The sequence below is a fragment of the Flavobacterium sp. ARAG 55.4 genome (genome assembly GCF_051846875.1).
Classification (GTDB): domain Bacteria; phylum Bacteroidota; class Bacteroidia; order Flavobacteriales; family Flavobacteriaceae; genus Flavobacterium; species Flavobacterium plantiphilum.
In genome coordinates this window covers 74945-90840 of the sequence record NZ_JBPYCT010000008.1, presented here as the reverse complement: position 1 = coordinate 90840, position 15896 = coordinate 74945, and the positions used below count along the sequence as shown (strand labels likewise).

General features: G+C 33.6%; 16 protein-coding genes and 1 tRNA gene. 2 read left to right on the top strand and 15 right to left on the bottom strand.

Going from position 1 to position 15896, the window contains the following annotated elements; translation table 11 throughout:
• The first annotated feature begins 17 nt into the window (after nt 1-17).
• Complete coding sequence (locus ACSV4D_RS10535) at nt 18-2450, top strand: ATP-binding response regulator (protein ID WP_439228249.1); 2433 nt, start codon at nt 18-20, stop codon at nt 2448-2450.
• Here ACSV4D_RS10535 and ACSV4D_RS10530 read toward each other — a convergent pair.
• From ACSV4D_RS10530 to pdxA, 10 genes are all read right to left on the bottom strand, one after another.
• On the bottom strand, nt 2447-3784 hold the full coding sequence (locus ACSV4D_RS10530; RefSeq protein ID WP_439228248.1) for a sigma-54-dependent transcriptional regulator: 1338 nt from the start codon (nt 3782-3784) through the stop codon (nt 2447-2449). The two genes, ACSV4D_RS10535 and ACSV4D_RS10530, sit on opposite strands and share 4 nt — an antisense overlap.
• 372 nt (nt 3785-4156) lie before the next feature.
• Nucleotides 4157-4510, bottom strand: a complete 354-nt coding sequence (locus ACSV4D_RS10525) for a hypothetical protein (protein ID WP_408079908.1) — start codon at nt 4508-4510, stop codon at nt 4157-4159.
• Nucleotides 4511-4559: 49 nt separating this feature from the next.
• Nucleotides 4560-4922, bottom strand: coding sequence for a hypothetical protein (locus tag ACSV4D_RS10520; protein WP_439228247.1), 363 nt, complete (start codon nt 4920-4922; stop codon nt 4560-4562).
• A 61-nt stretch (nt 4923-4983) separates the two neighbouring features.
• On the bottom strand, nt 4984-5289 hold the full coding sequence (locus tag ACSV4D_RS10515) for a hypothetical protein (protein ID WP_408079912.1): 306 nt from the start codon (nt 5287-5289) through the stop codon (nt 4984-4986).
• Nucleotides 5290-5539: 250 nt separating this feature from the next.
• The gene (gene accC / locus ACSV4D_RS10510; RefSeq protein ID WP_439228246.1) at nt 5540-6886 is read right to left on the bottom strand and encodes an acetyl-CoA carboxylase biotin carboxylase subunit; all 1347 of its coding nucleotides are present in this window, start codon (nt 6884-6886) and stop codon (nt 5540-5542) included.
• 87 nt (nt 6887-6973) lie between these two features.
• Nucleotides 6974-7453 carry an acetyl-CoA carboxylase biotin carboxyl carrier protein gene (gene accB, locus ACSV4D_RS10505; protein ID WP_408079916.1) on the bottom strand — a complete coding sequence of 160 codons (480 nt, stop codon included), beginning with the start codon at nt 7451-7453 and terminating at the stop codon, nt 6974-6976.
• Between the two features lie 24 nt (nt 7454-7477).
• Nucleotides 7478-8476: a beta-ketoacyl-ACP synthase III gene (locus ACSV4D_RS10500; protein ID WP_439228245.1), complete on the bottom strand. Its 999-nt coding sequence runs from the start codon at nt 8474-8476 to the stop codon at nt 7478-7480.
• Between the two features lie 176 nt (nt 8477-8652).
• Complete coding sequence (rpmF, locus tag ACSV4D_RS10495) at nt 8653-8850, bottom strand: 50S ribosomal protein L32 (protein ID WP_073242095.1); 198 nt, start codon at nt 8848-8850, stop codon at nt 8653-8655.
• A gap of 9 nt (nt 8851-8859) precedes the next feature.
• Entirely contained in the window at nt 8860-9402 is a 543-nt protein-coding gene (locus tag ACSV4D_RS10490; protein WP_439228244.1) for a YceD family protein, read from the bottom strand.
• Between the two features lie 100 nt (nt 9403-9502).
• Nucleotides 9503-10546 (bottom strand): 4-hydroxythreonine-4-phosphate dehydrogenase PdxA, encoded by a 1044-nt coding sequence (gene pdxA / locus ACSV4D_RS10485; RefSeq protein WP_439228243.1) that lies wholly within the window; start codon nt 10544-10546, stop codon nt 9503-9505.
• A gap of 57 nt (nt 10547-10603) precedes the next feature.
• Here pdxA and ACSV4D_RS10480 point away from each other — a divergent pair, with 57 nt between their 5' ends.
• Nucleotides 10604-11191, top strand: a complete 588-nt coding sequence (locus ACSV4D_RS10480; RefSeq protein WP_439228242.1) for a riboflavin synthase — start codon at nt 10604-10606, stop codon at nt 11189-11191.
• Between the two features lie 19 nt (nt 11192-11210).
• On the opposite strand, the gene ACSV4D_RS10475 is transcribed toward ACSV4D_RS10480, so the two are convergent.
• The 5 genes from ACSV4D_RS10475 to ACSV4D_RS10455 all read right to left on the bottom strand — a co-directional run bounded on the left by ACSV4D_RS10475 (nt 11211) and on the right by ACSV4D_RS10455 (nt 15741).
• Nucleotides 11211-11516 carry a hypothetical protein gene (locus ACSV4D_RS10475; protein WP_439228241.1) on the bottom strand — a complete coding sequence of 102 codons (306 nt, stop codon included), beginning with the start codon at nt 11514-11516 and terminating at the stop codon, nt 11211-11213.
• Nucleotides 11517-11848: 332 nt separating this feature from the next.
• Nucleotides 11849-11922 (bottom strand) — tRNA-Ile (locus ACSV4D_RS10470).
• A 128-nt stretch (nt 11923-12050) separates the two neighbouring features.
• Nucleotides 12051-12458 (bottom strand): methylmalonyl-CoA epimerase, encoded by a 408-nt coding sequence (mce, locus tag ACSV4D_RS10465; protein WP_439228240.1) that lies wholly within the window; start codon nt 12456-12458, stop codon nt 12051-12053.
• Between the two features lie 30 nt (nt 12459-12488).
• Nucleotides 12489-14780 carry a hypothetical protein gene (locus tag ACSV4D_RS10460; protein ID WP_439228239.1) on the bottom strand — a complete coding sequence of 764 codons (2292 nt, stop codon included), beginning with the start codon at nt 14778-14780 and terminating at the stop codon, nt 12489-12491.
• Nucleotides 14740-15741 carry a hypothetical protein gene (locus ACSV4D_RS10455; protein ID WP_439228238.1) on the bottom strand — a complete coding sequence of 334 codons (1002 nt, stop codon included), beginning with the start codon at nt 15739-15741 and terminating at the stop codon, nt 14740-14742. Before ACSV4D_RS10455 ends, ACSV4D_RS10460 begins: the two co-directional genes overlap by 41 nt.
• Between the last annotated feature and the right edge of the window lie 155 nt (nt 15742-15896).

Genomic DNA, 15896 nt, shown 5'->3' with positions numbered 1-15896 from the left:
ATAATCAGAGTATTAAAATGGGAAACAAAAACAGTAACATTCCTGTAAAAGTATTTATCAGTTATATGATTCTAGTAGCGCTTGTTGCAGGTGTAGGCTGGATTTTATACACTGAAAATATGGATTATTCTAAAATTGAAAACAAAATAGCTTTTGAAAAAAATAAAGTTTTAAAAGTAAGTCAGCTTTTTTCTAATGTATATAAAACAGAAAGTTTAGCACGAAAAACAATTCAGTCTAATTCTGAGACCGATTATAAAGAATACATTCAGGAAACTAATGCTTTACAGAAGCGGATTGGTTCTTTAAAAAAAACACTCTCCAGCGAATATCAAATAAAATTACTGGATAGTGTAATGGTATTGCTTACCGAAAAAACACAAAATATCAAACATCTCAAAGCAATCAAAAATAAAACTTCTGATGAAGCTTCTGTAAATGACGCTATTCAGGAATTAACCCAACTTGAATTATCACTCAGCAAATTAAAACTACAGGATTTCACCAGAAATCCTGAAAAATTAAACAGCCATCAACGGAACATTTTACAAAATTATATTGATTATCTCAATCAGAATATTCCCGATGATACCAGCAATACCCTCACCAAAAAAGAAACGGATTCAATTTTAGCAGCTTCTAAACGATTATTGAGCAAAGTAAAACGGGAAACCGAAAAGAAAAAAGAATCCTTAAGTATTCAGGAAAGTAAATTGCTTACTAATGAAATTTTAATTTCAGATCAGTTAAGAAAAGTACTTCGTGTCATCGAACAGGAAATCATTACTTCCTCAGTAAAAAACAACAATGAAAAAGAAAAATCCTTAAAAAAAATCAACCAGATCGTGACCTATGCTGCTATATTAGGTTTGTTGCTCACTATTGTTTTCTCGATACTAATTGCCAGTGATTTTTCAAAAACACAATCGTATAAAAAACAATTGGAAATTGCCAATTTTAAAACTCAAAATTTACTCAGAAGCAGGGAACAACTCATTTCTACCGTCAGCCATGATTTAAAAACACCATTAAGCACCATTATGGGCTATGCTGAATTATTAGGAAAATCAACCTTAAGCAGCAAGCAGTCTTATTTTACGAGTAATATCAAAAACTCTTCGGAATATATTTCCAGACTGGTTCAGGATTTACTGGATTTTTCACAAATTGAAGCAGGGAAAATTAATCTTGAAAAAAAATCATTTTCCTTATTCCAAACCATACAGGAAGTCACCGCAAATTTGCAGTCGGTATATTCACAAAAAAATATTGAGCTACAAATTTCCATTGATGAAAAACTCAAAAAACCAATAATTGGTGATGCTTTCCGATTGAAACAGGTTTTAATTAATATCATTGGTAATGCCTATAAATTCACTGAAGAGGGCTTTATCAGAATAGCGGTTATTTTTGACTCTAAATCTCAAAAAGCATTTATAATCATTGAAGATTCGGGAATAGGGATTGAAAAAGAAAGTCAGAATCTGATATTTGAAGAATTTGCACAGGCCAATGAAACTATCGAAAAAAAATATGGCGGAACCGGTCTGGGATTAGCCATTTCAAGAAAAATAATCACACTTTTAGGCGGAGACTTATATCTGAAAAACAGTTCTAAAAAAGGAAGCTGTTTTGAAATAGTCCTGCCTGTAACTTTTGACGGGCAACAGCTAACTGAAGAGAAAAATCCTGTAGTTTTTACACCTGCTCAGTCAAACAAAACTATTGTAGTAGTGGACGATGATGCTGATTTACTACAGCTCACTACCGAAGTTTTAAAGGAGTTCTATACCGTAATTTCATTCTCTAATGCTGAGCAAGCCTTACAAAATTTAATCTCTGAACCTTTTGACATGCTTATTACCGATATACAAATGCCAGTAACAGACGGGTTTGAACTGATTAAAAAATTAAAAAAGAAGAAAAAATCATATCATAAACAGCCCGTTATAGCAGTAACCGGAAGAACAGATCTGGCAGAAGAAATATACAAAAAAGCAGGTTTCACCGCAGTTCTCAAAAAACCCTTTACTCCGTCTATCCTTTTACAAACTATAAATGCTATTTTTAATAAAGAACCTCTTCCTGTTCAGGAAAACGAAATAAAAAAAATAAAAAATGAGAATCAGTTATTTTCTTTGGATTCACTAAAACTATTCTTAAAAGAGGACAACGAAGCGATAAAAACAGTAGTTCAATCATTTATTTCATCAACTAATTCCAATCTTTTTATGCTGGAAAACAGTATAAAAACAGCTGATTATGACAGGATTAAACAGGTAGCACATAAAATGGCACCTATGTTCAAACAGATTGAAGCCTTAGAAATCGCCAGAATTTTAAACAATCTTGAATCATTAGATTATAATGATGCGGAATTAAAAACACTTTTTACTGATTTAAAATCAAAAATAAAAGTATTGCTCCTGGATCTGGAAAAATCTATTTAATGGATATCGTACAACTTGAGTTTATTGTACAAAGTTTTTCGGGTAATTTTTAAAAGTTTTGCCGCTTCTGATTTGTTATTTTTTGTTTTGAACAAAGCATTTTCAATGGCTTCTTTTTCATTTTCGGACAAAGAAAAAGAAGCCTTTCTGGTTTCATTTTGAGTAAAAAATTCAACAGGCAATACAGCACTTTCAATAAAATCGCCCTGCGTTAATAAAGTAGCGCGTTTAACACAATTTTGTAATTCTCTTAAATTTCCGGGCCAGTTGTAATTTTGAAAAATCGCAACCACTTCTTTTGAAAACCCGATGACTTCTTTGTGCAATTGCGCATTGGCTTTTTCAAGAAAAAATTCTGCAAATAAAATCAGATCTTCTTCACGTTCTGCAAGCGAAGGCGAGTGAATTGAAAATTCATTAATCCGATGGTATAAATCTTCCCTGAAATCACCATTTTTGACTGCTTCACGCAAATCTTCATTGGTAGCTGTAATAATCCGGATATCTACTTCAATTTCTTTATTGCTGCCTACAGGTTTAATTTTCCGTTCCTGTAAAGCACGCAACAACTGGATTTGATTTTCATAAGATAAATTTCCTATTTCATCCAGAAAAAGAGTTCCGCCACTTGCTGCTTCAAAGTAGCCTGTTTTATCAGAAATAGCTCCTGTAAAAGAACCTTTCAGATGTCCGAAAAATTCGCTTGCTGCCAGTTCTTTTGGAATTGCTCCACAATCAACAGCAATAAAATTATTCTGTTTGCGGTGACTTTGTTGATGAATGCTTTGTGCTATTACTTCTTTCCCTGTTCCGCTTTCACCAATAATTAAAACGGACATATCCGTAGGACTTACCAGTTTAATATGTTCTGAAAGTTTTTTTGAAGCTGTAGAAATTCCCTGCACATACTCTTTAGAAAGCTTTTCTTTAACCGGTTGTTTTTGAGTTTGTTTTGTTGGCTTATCACTAGTCTTATCTTTAGCTAATGCATTACTTATAACTACCAGGACCTCATCAGGATTGAAGGGTTTTGAAATATAATCAGAGGCGCCATTTTTAATAGCTTTTACGGCAGTGCTCACTTCTGAATAGCCTGTCATTAAAATTACCGGAGTCTCAGGATATTTAGTTTTAAATTCTGCCAGTAACTCAATACCGTCTGCATCAGGCAATCGTAAATCAGTTAATATCAGATCAAATACTGCGTTTTGAGTCAGCAAACGTGCTTCTGTTGCCGAAAAAGCAATACTAACTGCATAATTATTTTTGATTAGAAACTTTTCTAAAAGTTTGCAAAACGAAATATCATCTTCAATAATTAAAATCTTCAGCATTATTAGCACATTTTATGCTAAAATAAGATTTATATTATTGGAATTTCATAAAATTATGCAAAAAAAAAGAGGTTGTAAATTACAACCTCCTTTTCAATAAACAATAAGTTAATTCACCAACTTATTTTTTACCAGTTCCCATCGACATCTGTAAAAACAGTAGCCGATTGGTCTTTAACTGTCATTTCTAACTTATACTCTTTTTATAATTTACATAGGATTCAGATAAAACAGCATCCGGATACGGTTTTTTAAAAATTTCAGTTTCCGGAGCTGTTTGCTCTGCAGGACTTGCCTCTTCCTAAGTGTGAGTATTAAAACCATTATACTTCCCAGTATAATTTACTGTTGATGTGAATAACTTTTTCAGGATTATTTCTGAATCCATTTCCCTGTTTCATCCATGTATAAAGCACCTTCTTTATCCCCCATTTTCACTTCTAACTTATACTCTTTTTTATCGTTTACATACGCTTTAGTCAGTTCAGCATCCGGATACGCTTTCTTTAAAGATTCAGACACCGCAGAAGGAACATCTTCTGATTTTATTTCATTGTAAACACCGGTTGTCTGAGTTGCCTCTTCAGTTGCAGGAGCTGCCTGATCTGCCGCCGGAGTTGTTTGCTCTGTAGGAGTTGCGTTTTGATCCTGAGCCGGAGTTTCCTGAGCTGACATTGTTGTTAAACTTCCCAATACGATTGCTGCTGATAAGATTAATTTTTTCATGATATATGTTTTTTTAAATATGTTATTATTACTTATTTATGTTGTGATTTTAGTTTTTTTCAATCCATTTACCTGTTTCATCAGCATATAAAAGTCCTTCTTTATCGCCAACTTTAACTTGTAATTCATACTCTTTTTTATCGTTTACAGAAGCTTTGTTCAGTACTGCATCCGGATATGCTTTCTTTAAAGCATCGGTTACTGCTGCAGGAACTTCTTCTGTTTTAATTTCGTTGTATGCATTTACTTCCTGCGCTACAGTGGCTTCTTCTGCCGGTGTAGCCTGATCCGTTGCCGGCGCTGTCTGTTCTGTAGGAGCGGCATTTTGATCTTCGGCAGGAGCCTGATCCTGAGCTGACATGGTTGTTAAACTTCCTAATACGATTGCTGCTGATAAGATTAATTTTTTCATGATATATGTTTTTTAAAAATTATTATTTTGTTGTTATTTGAGTTTTATTAAAAGGGTGTTTTTATTTTTGAATCCATTTTCCTGTTTTGTCAGCATACAAAGCACCTTCTTTATCGCCAACTTTAACGTCTAACTGGTATTCATTTTTACCGTTCATATGGGCTTTATTGATTACTGCATCCGGATATGCTTTTTTTAGAGATTCAGTCACTGCTGCTGGAACTTCTTCCACTTTGATTTCTTTAAATTCATCTGTTGCAGGAGCTGCTTGTTGCGTTTGAGCAGGAGTTGTAGTTTCTTGTGCCTGTGCATTCATTGTTGACAAACCTCCTAATACGATCGCTGTTGCTAAAATTAATTTTTTCATGATGTGTATATTTTAATATTATTATTGTTTTACACTTAGAACATTGAAATTATTATACCAACAATTTATAAAGAGGTAAAAAAAACAATAAAACCTATGATTTACAATGATTTACAAAAACAGAGTGTTTTTACGTTTTGGGTAATAGTGTGTAAAATCGGAGCGAACTGTATCTTTTTTACACACTTTATTGCATAAAAAAAGCCGCACATCACTGTACGGCTTCTCATATTATATCGACAAAGACTTTTTATTCCGGATCATTCATTTTAAAAGTATCCATAAAAGCAGTAGTATAATCACCTGCAATATAACGCGGATCATCCATTAATTGTCTGTGGAAAGGAATTGTAGTTTTGATTCCTTCAATTACAAATTCGTCTAATGCTCTTCTCATTTTACTAATTGCTTCTTCGCGAGATTGTGCAGTAGTAATCAATTTAGCAATCATCGAATCATAATTTGGCGGAATAGTATATCCTGAATACACATGAGTATCTAAACGCACTCCATGACCACCTGGCATATGTAATGTAGTGATTTTTCCTGGTGAAGGTCTAAAATCATTATATGGATCTTCGGCATTGATACGACATTCGATAGCATGCAATTGCGGCAAATAATTTTTACCTGAAATCGGAATTCCGGCTGCTACCATAATTTGTTCACGAATTAAATCGTAATCAATTACCTGTTCTGTAATAGGATGTTCTACCTGAATACGGGTATTCATTTCCATGAAATAGAAGTTGCGGTGTTTATCAACCAGAAATTCAACCGTTCCGGCACCTTCATACTTAATATATTCGGCAGCTTTTACGGCAGCTTCCCCCATTTTCTGACGCAATTCGTCAGTCATAAACGGAGAAGGAGTTTCTTCTGTTAATTTTTGGTGACGTCTTTGAACCGAGCAATCTCTTTCAGAAAGGTGGCAGGCTTTTCCGTAAGCATCTCCTACGACCTGAATTTCAATATGACGGGGTTCTTCAATTAATTTCTCCATGTACATTCCGTCATTTCCAAAAGCAGCTGCTGCTTCCTGACGTGCACTTTCCCATGCTTTATGAAGTTCTTCTTCTTTCCAGATGGCACGCATTCCTTTTCCGCCACCACCGGCAGTAGCTTTCATCATAACAGGATATCCTATTTCTTTGGCTACTTTTTGTGCTTGTTCAAAAGATTCTAAAATTCCTTCGGAACCAGGAACACAAGGAACACCAGCTTCAATCATAGTAGATTTAGCAGAAGCTTTATCTCCCATTCTGTCAATCATTTCTGGTGCAGCTCCAATAAACTTAATACCATGTTCCTGACAGATTTTAGAGAATTTGGAATTTTCAGAAAGGAATCCATATCCCGGATGTATTGCATCAGCATTAGTAATTTCGGCTGCTGCAATAATATTTGACATTTTCAAATAAGAAAGGTTACTTGGTGCAGGCCCGATACAAACAGCTTCATCAGCAAATTTTACGTGTAAACTTTCTGCATCGGCAGTAGAGTAAACGGCTACTGTCTTAATACCCATTTCTTTACAAGTTCTGATTACACGAAGTGCAATCTCCCCTCTATTTGCAATTAATATTTTTTTAAACATCTCTTTTGAGTTATGATTTATGAGTTATGAGTTTTTAAAATTATGATCGATTACAAAATCACTTCATAATTTATAATTCATAATTAATTAAGATGGATCTACTAAAAATAATGGCTGATCAAATTCAACCGGAGACATATCATCAACTAAAATTTTAACGATTTTTCCAGAAATTTCAGACTCGATTTCGTTGAATAATTTCATCGCTTCCACAACACAAAGTACATCTCCTTTTGAGATAGAAGTTCCTACTTCAACAAACATAGGTTTATCCGGAGATGGTTTTCTATAAAAAGTACCAATCATTGGTGATTTTATAGTAACAAATTTAGAATCTTCAGCTACTGGAGCGGCTGCAACAGGTGCTGAAGCCGGAGCTGCAGGTGTTGCTATAATTTGTTGTACCGGAGCCTGAGCAGGTAATTGCTGCACATAAGTTGGCTCTGGAGCTGTTGTTTCTAATGTAGTTCGAATGGTAATTTTAACATCATCCATTTCCAGTTTTACTTCGGCAACACCAGAATTAGATACAAATTTGATTAGGTTCTGAATTTCTTTTAAATCCATAATATTTGTGATTTTAGTTTAAATTTATTGTTTGTTATACGCCCATTTCAGGTAGATAGAACCCCAGGTAAAACCTCCTCCGAATGCTGCAAAAATAATAGTATCTCCTTTTTTAAACAAATGTTCAAAATCATTTAAAACAAGTGGTAAAGTTGCTGATGTAGTGTTTCCGTATTTTTCAATATTCATCAAAACCTTAGATTCTTCCAGATTCATCCTGCTGGCAGTAGCATCGATAATACGCTTGTTTGCCTGATGTGGCACTAAGAAACTCACATCTTCATTAGTCAGATTATTTCTTTTAAGGATTTGTTCACTGGCATCGGCCATGTTAGTAACAGCATACTTAAACACCGTTTTTCCATCTTGTCTTATACTGTGTCTTTTTTCTTCTATTGTTTGAATAGTTGTCGGGTGAAGAGAGCCTCCGGCATCAATTTTCAGAAAATCACGACCTACACCATCACTTCTTAAATACTCATCCTGCAATCCTAAACCTTCATGATTAGGTTCAAATAAAACTGCTCCCGCTCCGTCTCCAAAAATAATGCACGTAGTTCTGTCTGTATAATCTACTATAGATGACATTTTATCAGCACCTATAAGTAAGACTTTTTTATATCTTCCTGATTCTATATAGGCTGCAGCTGTAGACATTCCGTATAAAAAACTGGAACAGGCTGCCTGTAAGTCATAAGCAAAGGCGTTTGTAGCACCTATTTGAGTGGCAACATAAGCTCCAGTTGCCGAAACCTGCATATCCGGAGTGGCTGTTGCCATTAAAACCAAATCAATTTCTAACGGATTTATATTGGCTTTAGTTATTAAATCCTCAGCTGCTTTTATGGCTAAGTAAGAAGTTCCTTTATCAGCATCTTTCAAAATTCTTCTTTCTTTTATTCCTGTACGCGATGTAATCCATTCATCGTTTGTGTCCACCATGGTTTCAAGAATCTGGTTTGAAAGCACAAAATCTGGAACATAAGCTCCAACTGCAGTAATTGCGGCTGTAATTTTATTCATTTTATTCGGATATTTTCCTTTTTGTGAGTACACAAAAAGAAACGTTTAAAAAGGGGTTAAAAATACAAAAAAAATCTAAACCCTTTATCTTTAAAAACCTCTTATTTAACGAAAATTGCAAACAATAAAAAACTCTCACATAGTGTGAGAGTTCTCGTATTATCTATAAAAACGTATTATGCAAAAGTAGCTTCTGACTTATCAATAACCACTTGTCCTCTATAGTACATTTTCCCTTCATGCCAGTAAGCTCTGTGGTATAAATGTGCTTCACCTGTAATAGGACAAGTAGCGATTTGTGCTACTGTAGCTTTATAATGTGTTCTTCTCTTATCTCTTCTTGTTTTCGAGATTTTTCTTTTAGGATGTGCCATTTTACTATATTATTTATCCGTTAATAGTTGCTTTAATTTGTCCCAGCGCGGGTCTATATCTTCTTCTTTATTCTCTTTTTTATCTGCCTCTTTAATTTGCAATTCATTCAGTTTTTCTAAAGCATCGGTTTTTAAACTTCCGTCTTTCACTCCCGGATGAACCCGCTTTATAGGCACTGACAGCACAATCATCTCATAGATATACTGTATAATATCTATTTCAAATTCACCGAAAGGCAAAATCAGCAACTCTTCATTATCATTATTAAACTCTTCACCAAAACGGACTATCAATTTCATTTTACCTTTAATTGGCAAATCAAAATCTTCACCCGTTAAGTCGCAAGGCACATTTACTGTCCCTTTGTGCTTAAAACTCAACTCAAGCATGTTGCTTTTTTTCTCTAACACTACTGAAACTTTGACCTCTGAATTTTGAAATTCATCATACTCAAAGTTCTCAAAGAACGCATTATTTATCTGATATTCAAAATGATGTTTCCCCAGTTTTAAACCCACGAAAGGAATTAAAAATTCTTTTGTCCTGTTCATTTCAACATAATTTTGCCCAATTCTGAAGCTTCAGAACGGGGTGCAAAGATATAAAATTATTATAAATCCAATAACGTTATTAATCTTTTTTTATTTACATTTATTTTTCTCTAACTTTTAGCGGCTTTTCAGTCATTTCTTCATACTGAATCCTTGAACGATAGACATCTATCGCCAAATAGACTGCTTCTTTAAACGAATTAAAATCAGCAACCCCTTTTCCGGCGATATCATATGCCGTTCCATGATCCGGAGAAGTCCTTACCTTACTCAATCCTGCAGTAAAATTAACCCCTTTTCCAAAAGATAATGTTTTAAAAGGAACCAATCCCTGATCGTGATAAGCAGCAATAACAGCATCAAATTTTTCATAATGACCGCTACCAAAAAAACCATCAGCTGCAAAAGGTCCAAACACCGCTGTTCCTTTATCAAACATTTTTTTCAAAACCGGCTTAATCAGCTCCTCATCTTCTTTCCCGATAACTCCTCCGTCACCACAATGCGGATTTAGTCCTAAAACGGCAATTTTAGGAGTAGCAATACTAAAATCACGTATCAGTGATTTTTTTACAGTTTCTATTTTTTTTACAATCAATTCTTCTGTCAATCGCGAGGCTACTTCATTAATAGGCACATGATCCGTCAACAAACCTACTCTTAAATTATCCTGCACCATAAACATCAAAGCATCTCCTTCTAATTCCTGATCCAAATAATCCGTATGTCCCGGAAATTTAAAATCTTCCGATTGTATATTGTACTTATTTATAGGAGCTGTCACTAAAACATCTACCAGGCCATCTTTTAAAGCTTTAGTAGCCGCAACAAAAGATTTTATCGCATATTCACCTACTTTATCATCATTCACACCTAAATTTAAATCCACACTTTCTTTCCAAACATTCAGCACATTAATTTTTCCGGGAACAATTTGATCTAATTTATCAATTCCATGAAGAACAACAGCAGATTCTAAATTTCTTTTTATAAAAGACAGGATTTTTACATTTGCAAAAATAACAGGCGTACAAAACTCTAACATCCGAATATCTTCAAATGTTTTCAGAACAACCTCGCTTCCAATACCATTTAAATCCCCAATTGAAATTCCTATGATAATATTTTCTGCATTTTTAATCATATCCACAAGTTTTTTATTGCTAATTTTGAAGTGCAAATTTAGTAAAATAAAACAAGAATGTTTACAGGAATCATAGAAACCCTTGGAACCATCCAGGAAATAAAAAAAGAAAAAGACAATATCCACGTAACAATAGATGCAACCATTACTAACGAACTCAAAATAGACCAAAGTGTAGCCCATAACGGAATATGCCTTACTGTTGTAGCGATAAAGGAGAACAGTTACACAGTAACCGCTATTGACGAGACCATAAAAAAAACAAATTTAGGTGAATGGAAAGTCGGCAATCTTGTGAATCTTGAAAGAGCCATGAAACTGGGAGACCGCTTAGACGGACATATTGTTCAGGGTCATGTAGACCAGACGGGTAATTGTATTTCTATTCAGGAAACAAACGGAAGCTGGCTTTACACCTTTGAATATGACGAAAAACTAAATAATCTCACCATTGAAAAAGGCTCTATTACCGTCAACGGAGTAAGTTTAACGGTTGTAAATTCTCAAAAAAATCAATTTAGCGTAGCAATCATCCCTTACACTCACGAACACACTAATTTTAAAAATTTCGTAGTTGGTTCTAAAATAAATCTGGAGTTTGATGTTATAGGGAAATATGTTTCTCGACTGAATCAATTGAGATAACCCATAAAAAAACTCCGATTTACATTGGAGTTTTTTTTCGTTTTATTCCTCTATATACAACTAATAAAACTAATACCCCTCCAGCCAAACCAGTTATTAAAACATAAATTGAGTTATCAATTGGCACTATAGGATTACAATATGAACCAGGCTCTTCTGTCTCCGCTTCAATACAATCTAAATATTGTTGAGAAGGAGGATCCGTACCTTCTGGCTCATAATCTTTGCAACACCCTAATCCCACCGGAGAAGGAGGCTGAGCAACAACTCTAAGCCCCACAAGCAAAAGAGCTATAACAAAATATTTATACCGTATTTTTTTCATTCTAAGACAAATCATTAAAACACCAACATAGCATTTCTTAAAAAAAACAATCCCAACAGATCGAAGAAACAACAAAGATAGACCAATAAAACGAATTTAACACCAAAGGAACTTTTTAAAAATCGTTAATTTTAAAGGGTTTTTATCGATTTTTTAAGTGATTTAAACCTAATTTAATAGCCCGATTCAAAAAATAAAATTACAAAAAAACCAAAAAGTTTTTATTCTTAACTCGTTTTCAAGTATTTCTTCTTGTTTACACTTATCAATCTTTACCAAATTTATTCAATAAAAAAAGCCTCTACATTGCTGTAAAGGCTTGATTTATAGAGTGGTCCCACCTGGGCTCGAACCAGGGACCACCTGATTATGAGTCAGGTGCTCTAACCAGCTGAGCTATAGGACCGGTTAAGAGTTTGCAATATTACTACTATTTTTTGTTTGCTCCAAATATTTTTGACTTAGTTTTTTAGCATATACCGACATTAAAAAAAACACATCAGAAAAGAGCTGATTATTAGAAACATAAAGATGTTATAATTCTTTAATACTTTGACACAATTCAATTAAAACACCGTTTGTACTCTTAGGATGCAAAAAAACCACTAGTTTATTATCGGCACCTTTCTTAGGATTTTCATTCAAAACATGAAAACCTTCTTTTTTCAATCTTTCCATTTCATGCTGAATATCATCTACCTCAATAGCAATATGATGTATGCCTTCTCCTTTTTTTTCTATAAATTTAGCAATAACACTGTCTGCATGAGCAGAAGCCAGAAGTTCTATTTTATTCGTATCGCTTTTAAAAAAAGAAGTAATTACCCCTTCACTCTCTACTTCTTCCTGCTTATAGGGTGAAACGCCTAATAATTTTTCGAATAATACATTCGAAACAGTCAGATCTTTTACCGCAATACCTATATGATCGATTTTTTTCATTTGCAAAATATTTATTCTAAAGTTACACTATCACTGATTCACATAAGTATTAAAATAACCACATTCTCTAATTACATCCTGATAATATTTAGTATCTGAATAGTCTTTTTCTAATGTTTTAAATCCGTTCCACTCCTGAAAATTAATTTTATCACCATACACTTCCCAATAATTTTTGTTCTGAAAATAATATCGCTGATTGTAAAAATCATTTCGCTCGCATTTTGCTAACATATAGGTACATTTTGCTTTTTGCTCTTTAGTTGTCGCTGCCAAAAGTGCTTTTTGGTAATACATTTTAGACACTGAACCATCTATTATCATTCGTTTCATAGCCTCTCTAAAATAAGTGGGGCTCGAGCCATAACCTACAATGCTGATTTCATAAAAAGTTCGCGCATTTCCAAAATGAGATATATTATAAAATGCATTTCCCAGCAGCAGACTATTATTATAAACATCTTCATTGTTTGCTACTTTATACTGCATTTCGTTTATTAAATTCAGAAATTCCATTTGAGTAAATTTTCTTTTTTGATAAGCTGCATGCTCACAATCATGGCAATCTTTTATGTTTCCGTTAAACGGATTCCCTAATAAAACATAATGCTGTATGCTATCGGTTTCTTTCATATAAGCAATTGCCTGAGGAATTTTATTTTCGAAAGTAGCTTTGACAGCCTGAAAATTAGAAATATCCCTCCACTTTAAGTTATAGATTTTTTCGGCTATTTGCTCCATTTGTGTTTTATCTGATTTTTGTAAAAAGCTTTTCATAGCCAAGAGATTTTTTTCATCATCATAAAATGAATTCCCCGCATTACCGGAATAATATGCTGTGGACTGCGAAAACAACTCTGCCATAACAACATTATTTTGTGCTTTATACAATGCTGACAAATACTGTCTGCTCCAATTAGAGGCGTTATAAAATCTTAAATTTTCAATATTTTTAGCAGGAAGTTCTTCGTACAGCCATTTCAAATCATTCAAAATAGTTTGCTCTGATTTACTGTCGATTTTACTGATTTTATTCAGATTATTGACAAAACGAAGCAATCGTAACTGACTTGAGGCCAAAACGGTTTCAGGCAAATCTTTTTCAGATGCTGCATACATTTTGTCGGCTTTATCATAATCTCCGTTCAGAGATAGCAGATAACCTAACGCCATTTTCCACGAATAAGGTTTATCAACCGTATCAGAATTTGCTATTGTATCCACTAATGCCAGTACAGACTGATTTAGTTTTGCCTTTTGTTGTTTTTTATTTTCGGCAACAGTATTTTTTTGATAATCAGCACTTATTTTATTTTCCTGATTGTTTATTAATCGCGTTAAAAGATAATTCAGATGCGAACTGGAAGGATCTAGCTCAAAAATAGCGGCAATGACTTCCTGTTCATCATTATAATAACCCCGGATAGCCCAAAGTGCTGCTTTTTCCTGATTTGTACTTGCCATTTCTAAGGATTCTTTCCAATCATTATTTTCCTGCGGATGAAAGTTGTAAGCCGCTACAACCCGCATTTCAGGGCATTTATCAAAAACCCGGCTGTACAAATAATTAGAAACCGCATAGTTTTTTTGCTTATAATGAATTCCGGCTATATAACTGACCGCTCTGTAATACAAGGTGTTCTGAGGAACTTCAGAAGCTGTTTTATTAAAGAATTCGATTGCTTTTTGCTTATTATCACTATAAAAATAAGCTTTAACCGTTTGAAACCAATACCGGTTTTTTAAAAAAGTATCTTTTATGGCAGAGTATTTATTTTCAATTTCTTTAATTATTGCTGCATCGGTAAAACTCTTATAAACCACAGGATCATAACTCCAGTTTTTCTCGACAACAGAAACCGATTCAATATGCTGAGCTAAATATAAAAAGGTGATAAACTCTTTTACTTTTGGTTCTTTCAAATTTATTTTCGAAGCAAAACCTATCGAAGATTCATTTTTTTTACCGGTTTTGAAAAAGAAATACAGCTCCTCGACCTTAATTTTTCGGTCATTATCTAATAAAAAAGCCTTCACCTCTTCCGGATTCATTTTTCCTTTTAAAAACGATTGCCAGTCAGCAGTAATTTGATCATTAAAACGGGAATTATGCTGATCATCAAAACCAATTCCGTAAAAAACATCTCCTGATAAAAATAACGGCACATAAGATTCATCAGCAAAGGTTTCAGGTGTGAAATTAGAATTGTAATACCAGTTATCAAACCAATCTCCGCCACCGCAAGCGTAAATTATTCCATACCCGAACAAAAGAATACTACTAAAAGTGATTAGTAATTTGCTTAAAAATGTTTTTTTCATAATTTTTTAAATTGTCTTCGTCTAAGTCGTAAAATATAATTTCTTTTGGTTTCTGAGGCAAATTAGCTGTTAAATCAGTAGCCATTTCTTTTAAATCGCCGGCGCTTATTGCTTCAATTTTCACAACATCTCCTTTTTTATAAAATACTCCTTTTCGGTAATTGGAGTGTATTACGCTAAATGTTTTTTTAGCTGTTGCGACAAAATTAGTATCCAGTTGTAAATCATTAACGGTTAATTTACTCCGCAATCCCAAAATCCGGTTATCTCGGCTATGAATTCCCCAGGCATATACCGGCAAAGCCACATTTAAAGATAACGGATATTTTTTTAAACTGGAAATATAATGCGCGGCAGTGGTTCTGTCATATATCGAATTCAATGATTTAATGCCAATAGTTCCCATATTGTAATACATTAAAACGGCGGAATCTACATTTGGAACTTTAGTTTTTTTAAAATATTTCACTTGATGTAAACGAATGGTAGCCGATATTTTTTTATGTGAAATACGTTTAAAGCTTTCAATAAATGCCATATAAGCCGGGCTGCTTTTCAGCGTCCAATCACAATCAATTTGAATTTCGTTACAGCTTAAGTCATTGGTCTTATTGATAATCTGAATAAAATCAAATGCTTTTTGAGCTAAGCTATCCGTCACTTCTGTCGATAGCATCACACTATTTTTGATATAAACAACCGGAACAATATTGCTGATTGTGGGTTTTTGAATAAAATGAATTGGACTTCTTGGGAAAGCTTTTTTTGTTTTAGTATCCAAGTCAATATCAAAATAACGAATGTATATTTTTTGTACGTTGTTTTCCTTTATTGCTTTTTGTTCCGTGGCTGTTAATTCATAGTTGGTTTTCCAATAGTAAAAAGAAATTAAAGGTTCTTCTTTTTTATCACAGGAAAACAACACCAACAGTAAAAAGAGATATAAAATATTTTTTTTCAAAAAAAGTTCATTTAGCGATTGCTAAACTAAGAAATAGTGCTCAGGAGAAAAGAAAATATATGTTATTAAAAACATAAAAAAACGTTTTTTTATCCCAAATGCTTTCCTTAATAATTAGCCAAAAAATTTCAATTACAGTAAATATAATCGTTATT